The sequence below is a fragment of the Kitasatospora sp. NPDC056531 genome (assembly GCF_042794375.1).
Lineage (GTDB): Bacteria > Actinomycetota > Actinomycetes > Streptomycetales > Streptomycetaceae > Kitasatospora.
Genome location: NZ_JBHTTU010000211.1, coordinates 1 through 4752, shown reverse-complemented (window position 1 = coordinate 4752; position 4752 = coordinate 1). Strand labels below are relative to the sequence as shown.

The window sequence follows — 4752 nt, the reverse complement described above, 5'->3', positions numbered from 1 at the left end:
GGGCAGATGCGTCGCTCCGGCGATGACTGGCTGCTGACCCTGGCCGATGGCCGCACATTGCGCGCGCCGCTGGTGGTGGCCGCCGATGGTGCCAACTCCGCCGTGCACTGACTTCCCCGCTGACGGCCGAGGCGGTTCACCGGTCGATCAGCAAACCGCCTCAGGCTGATTGTCCGATGAACTATCGGATGAACTTGGAGAATTCCTCGAAGCTGATTTGGTTGTCGCCGTTCTCGTCGGCGAAGTCGAAGGCTGCGCGGGCGTTAGCGTCACTGACCTTGGGGTTCTTCTGGAGGAACTCCTTGAACTCGCCGGCATCGATGTAGCCGTCGTGATCGGTGTCGATCTCGTCGAACTGGCGCCGGGCGCTGTCCCTGTCACTCATTTCCGCTCCTCTGCCTCGGAAAATTCTGGCGCTCCGAAGCATAGGCGGAAATGCCGAGATGCCGTGGGATAGAAAAGCCGAGAGGCCCTTTTGTGCTGATCGCACGACAGGGCCGTTCAGGCACTCGGGTGGACCGAACCTGGTTCAACCAGGCGTTCCCGAAGGTGGCGAAGACCAAGGGCCGCTCGAAGGGGCGGGTCGGCCAGACGGACGGCACGCCGCCGAACCAGCCGCCGCCGTCGAAGGAGCAGTTGCCGCCCACTGGGCCACCCTGTCCGGCGAGGCACCGGTCCGCGGCCCAGCGCCTGGCCGGGCGGTCCCTGGTCAGCGGAGATCCGGTAGCGGATGTGGCGTGGCGTCAGCGCTTGGTGACGCCGGCCGAAGACGTGGCAGCAGAACGCGGATCGCGCGGGATTGGGGGTGGTGCGATCCTCGCCCGGCACGGCCGGGCGGTCGGTGCCGGTGTGGCGCGAATTCCTTCGAACTCCCCTGCAACCTCCGGCGGGGATGCACGTCTATGGAAGTGAAGGCACGGAGAGCGGGACCGGTGGGATCAGGGGGGCCGGCACCGAGGTCTTCACGCAACTCACCGTTGGCACAGCTTCTTGGAGAAGCACGCCGTGCGCATGCCCGTTATCTCCGTTTTGCAAGGAACATCCGCACTCGATGTGCACCGGCCGCCGCCGTCGCGACCGTGGCGCCGGGTGCCGCGCTGCCCGTGGCCGTACGCCGGCCTGTACTCGATTCACGTCTTTGGAGGACGTCATGAACCGCATCGTCAAGCGTGCCGCCGTGCTCGCCGCCGCCGCCTGCTCGCTCGGCGCGCTCACCGTGTCGAGCGCCACCGCCGCCACGCAGACCCCGCAGGCCTCGGGCACCGTCTACACGGTCCCGAACCTGAACTACTGCCACGGGCAGATGAACACCGTCTGGCAGCCCACCCGTCAGGTCCAGCTCGCCGTGAACGCCGACACCCCGACCGGGGTGGCGGTCACCTGCACGGCTCAGCTCTACACCTACCAGACGGGCCCGACCGGACCGAGCTACACCATCGCCAACGGTGACAGCGCCCAGGGCGACTGGATCGACGACGACACCGCCGGCAGCTACAAGTACGTCTGCGTCAGCGAGATGGACATCAGCCTGGCCTCGAACCAGCCGGTGGGCAACTACGCCGGCTGCAACACCATGTACTGAACCGCTCGCGCCGGTGGCTGAACCGCTCCGCCCCGCCCGCACGGCACCACGCGGGCGGGGCGGACGTCATGCACCCACCACGCCGTCGACACCCTCGCGCAGGAAGTCCGCATGGCCGCTGCGTCGCGCCCGCGCGGCCTCCTTTCCGTCACACCCCCGGGCGCTCCCACGGCGGGCAGAGCTTCCCGCGGAGGACGCGGACCTCCTACCACGGTCCCGCCGAGCGCCGTGATCGCGGACCGGGTCGATGGAGCGGGCACCGCGCGGAGGACGGCAGCGGCGGACCCCAAAGCACCCGGTTGCCATGTCGTCGATCGACGCGTTCCGTGACGACTCGGCATATACCAGTGGCCAGGCACGACACGAGGACCTGGGAGCACGCCGACCCCAGGACCGCCGGTGGTGCTGTCAGCGATCCAGCGATCGGCCTATGGGTGATGCGGATGGGAACTGCCGTGAGCAGGACTGCTGTGAGCAAGTTGCCGATGGTCGGCGCCTTGTTCTGGGCGATCAAGATCGTGGCGACCACCCTGGGCGAGTCGGTGTCGAACTTCGTGTCGATGACACCGCTGCACCTCGGCTACGCCGCTGCCGCGATCATCTTCCTGGTGGCGTTCGGGCTCGCCCTGACGGTGCAGCTGAAGATCGACCGGTTCCAGCCGGTGGTGTTCTGGTCGGTGATCCTGACCACCAGCATCGCGGGCACCGCGATGTCCGACTTCATGAACCGGACCGCCGGTCTGGGCTACGCCGGCGGCGCGGCCGTGCTGACCAGCCTGCTGGTTGCCGTGCTCGTCGGGTGGCGGCTGACCGGGCAGACCATGGACGTGGAACGGATCGACACCACCCAAGGCGAGATCCTGTACTGGACCGCGACCCTGGTGTCCAACACGCTGGGCACCTCCAGCGGTGACTTCCTGTCGAACGGTCTGGGCCTCGGCTTCCGCGACAGCGCTCTGCTGCTTTCCGGCGCCATGCTGCTGATCCTCGCCGCACACTATCTGACCCCGATCTCGGGCACCGTACTGTTCTGGGCGGCCTACGTGCTGACCCGCCCACTCGGGGCGGTCGCGGAGAACGCGGTGGAAAAGCCCGTCGCGCAGGGCGGACTCGGGGTGGGGACCACCATCACCTCCGGTGCCCTGCTCGCCGTACTGATGGTCCTGGTTGGCTACCAACTGCTCAGCGGCAACGAGCAAACCCGCACGGTGGACACCGCTCTGTCGACCAGCAGCGAATACGACTGACACCATCCGGCGGGACTACGGATGGCCCAACAGGTCATACCCTGCGATCTCGGTGACCTGCCGCACCGCGTCCCCTCCCCGGGCATCCCGCGCGGGAACCCGGTGCGGCTCCGTCCCCGGGCGCCTGGCTGCCTACGGCCGCAACGCCGCCGGACCGCACCGGCTGATCGCCGAGTACCTGTGGTGGCTCGGGCACCTGTGGCCGCTACTGCAGGATGCCGACCGCCCTCGCCACCACCAGCACCACCGTGATCAGCGACACCGCCGACTGCGTCATCATCAGCAGCTTCGCCCAGACCGACAGCGGCATGGTGTCCGTTGGGCTGAAGGCGCAGGCATTGGTGAACGCCACGTACAGGTAGTCCGGGTAGGAGGGCTCCCAGCCCGGCTCCGCGATGCCCTCCTGCTGCATCTGGGGGAAGAGGAAGTCCGGGTACGACTTCACCCCCTGGGCGCGGGCCGCCGGACCGCCTCGGTCCCACTCCCAGTACCAGAGCGAGAAAGCGATGATGTTGGTCGCCCAGACCGCGCCGCCGGTACCGAGCAGCGCCAACGCGCCCGGTGAGGCAGACGTGTGGATCAGGTCGCGCACCAGCTTCACCGCCGACCAGCCGTTGGCCAGGCTGATCACCGCCACCAGGGCCAGGCTCAGCGAGCGCAGCAACTGCGACGTCTGGTCGATGCGCTTGTGCGGGTTGAGGACCACCAGGGCCACCAGCAGCGCCAGCTCCAGGGTGGGCAGCATCCAATGCGGGTGGATGGTCAGCCGGGTCGGCAGGGCCAGCTGGAGGCCCACGGCGACCAGGATGGCCACCGAGACCGCCCAGCGCTGCTCACCGAGAGTGACCGAGCGCCACGCCGGGCGCTCCGGCTTCTCGGGCTCCAGGAGCCGCTCGATCCGCTCCAACCTGCGGTGCAGCGCCTCGGAAAGCTGCGCCGAGGCATGATGTTCGTGCTCAGTCATGGCGCACAGTGTGACAGGAGTCCACTTTCACGATCGCAGTGGTGTCGGATGCGAGGAAGAGGCCTCCGAGGTGCCTGCCGGCGAACTCCTGTGATCTGCAGGACGGCGCCGGTGTCGCGGGCGGCCCGGCAGGGCTGGGCGAAGAGCAGCCGACCGAGTCCGCCCGACTGGAGGAGGCCGAGCGGCAGGCCTCCCACCCGCGGGCCGGGCCCTGGGTTTCAGGGGGCCGGGTTCGGCTGTCCGCCGGTCTGCCGGTGCCGGCTCAGCCGGCCAGGACCGCCGAGGTGGTGATTCGCCAGCCGTCCGGCGTGCGGGCGAGGAAGTAGAACACGCGGGGGCGCTGGAACTCGGCGCCCGAGCGGTCGTAGCGGGCCCAGCTCACTTCGATGGTGACCGCCCGTTCGTTCAGCTCCCGGACGACCGGGTCCAGTGCCTCGCTGCCGCCGTAGTCGAGGTCGCGCAGGGCGGCCAGCTCGTGGGCGAGCCCGGCGGTCAGCTGCTCGGCCGAGGTGAGGACTGTGTGCGCGCTGCCGGTGGTCACGGTCAGGGGCACCGCGAAGTACTCCAGCAGCGGCGCCGGGTCGGTCCCGCCGGCCGCGGCGAGTTCGATGAAGGTGGCCGCGTAGCGGTCGAACGACCGTTTCGCGTCCGTTTCGGCGCGCGACAGGTCTGCGGTGGACACGGGCGATCTCCTCCTCGTCGTTCAGCGGACCCAGTCACGGGTGAGCGTCTGGACGGCGGAGCCGTCGAGGTCGGCGAGCGTGGTGGCGACGAAGTCGCGGGCCCACTGCGAGGTCTGGACGCGGAAGGCCGGGCGGTCGGCGGTCAGGGCGTCGATGATCGGGGCGGCGGCCTCGGCCGGGGTCTGGGCGTTGCCGTAGGACTGCTGGGTGCGGGCGATGTACGCCTGGAGGGCCGGGGCGTAGGGCCCGGCCGCGGCAAGCAGGGCGGGGATGTCC

At 69.3% G+C, this 4752-nt stretch carries 5 protein-coding genes and 1 pseudogene; 2 read left to right on the top strand and 4 right to left on the bottom strand.

The window, feature by feature from the left end:
* Window positions 1-181 precede the first annotated feature (181 nt).
* Window positions 182-385 carry an EF-hand domain-containing protein gene (locus tag ACFQ87_RS44335; protein WP_380616728.1) on the bottom strand — a complete coding sequence of 68 codons (204 nt, stop codon included), beginning with the start codon at window positions 383-385 and terminating at the stop codon, window positions 182-184.
* A 765-nt stretch (window positions 386-1150) separates the two neighbouring features.
* On the opposite strand from ACFQ87_RS44335, the gene ACFQ87_RS44330 reads away from it, so the two are divergent.
* Together ACFQ87_RS44330 and ACFQ87_RS44325 are read left to right on the top strand one after the other, a co-directional pair.
* Entirely contained in the window at window positions 1151-1582 is a 432-nt protein-coding gene (locus ACFQ87_RS44330) for a hypothetical protein (protein ID WP_380616727.1), read from the top strand.
* 470 nt (window positions 1583-2052) lie between these two features.
* Window positions 2053-2829, top strand: a complete 777-nt coding sequence (locus ACFQ87_RS44325) for a hypothetical protein (RefSeq protein WP_380616726.1) — start codon at window positions 2053-2055, stop codon at window positions 2827-2829.
* A 205-nt stretch (window positions 2830-3034) separates the two neighbouring features.
* Here the strand turns inward: ACFQ87_RS44325 and ACFQ87_RS44320 are convergent, their stop codons facing one another.
* The 3 genes and pseudogenes from ACFQ87_RS44320 to ACFQ87_RS44310 all read right to left on the bottom strand — a co-directional run.
* Complete coding sequence (locus ACFQ87_RS44320; RefSeq protein WP_380616725.1) at window positions 3035-3793, bottom strand: hypothetical protein; 759 nt, start codon at window positions 3791-3793, stop codon at window positions 3035-3037.
* Between the two features lie 262 nt (window positions 3794-4055).
* On the bottom strand, window positions 4056-4475 hold the full coding sequence (locus tag ACFQ87_RS44315; RefSeq protein ID WP_380616724.1) for a hypothetical protein: 420 nt from the start codon (window positions 4473-4475) through the stop codon (window positions 4056-4058).
* A gap of 21 nt (window positions 4476-4496) precedes the next feature.
* Window positions 4497-4752, bottom strand: a pseudogene (locus ACFQ87_RS44310) (short-chain dehydrogenase); the annotation flags it as partial.

Coding starts and splice junctions, on each gene's coding strand:
- ACFQ87_RS44335 (WP_380616728.1), bottom strand. CDS start 385: ATGAGTGACAGGGACAGCGCCCGGCGCCAGTTCGACGAGATCGACACC.
- ACFQ87_RS44320 (WP_380616725.1), bottom strand. CDS start 3,793: ATGACTGAGCACGAACATCATGCCTCGGCGCAGCTTTCCGAGGCGCTG.
- ACFQ87_RS44330 (WP_380616727.1), top strand. CDS start 1,151: ATGAACCGCATCGTCAAGCGTGCCGCCGTGCTCGCCGCCGCCGCCTGC.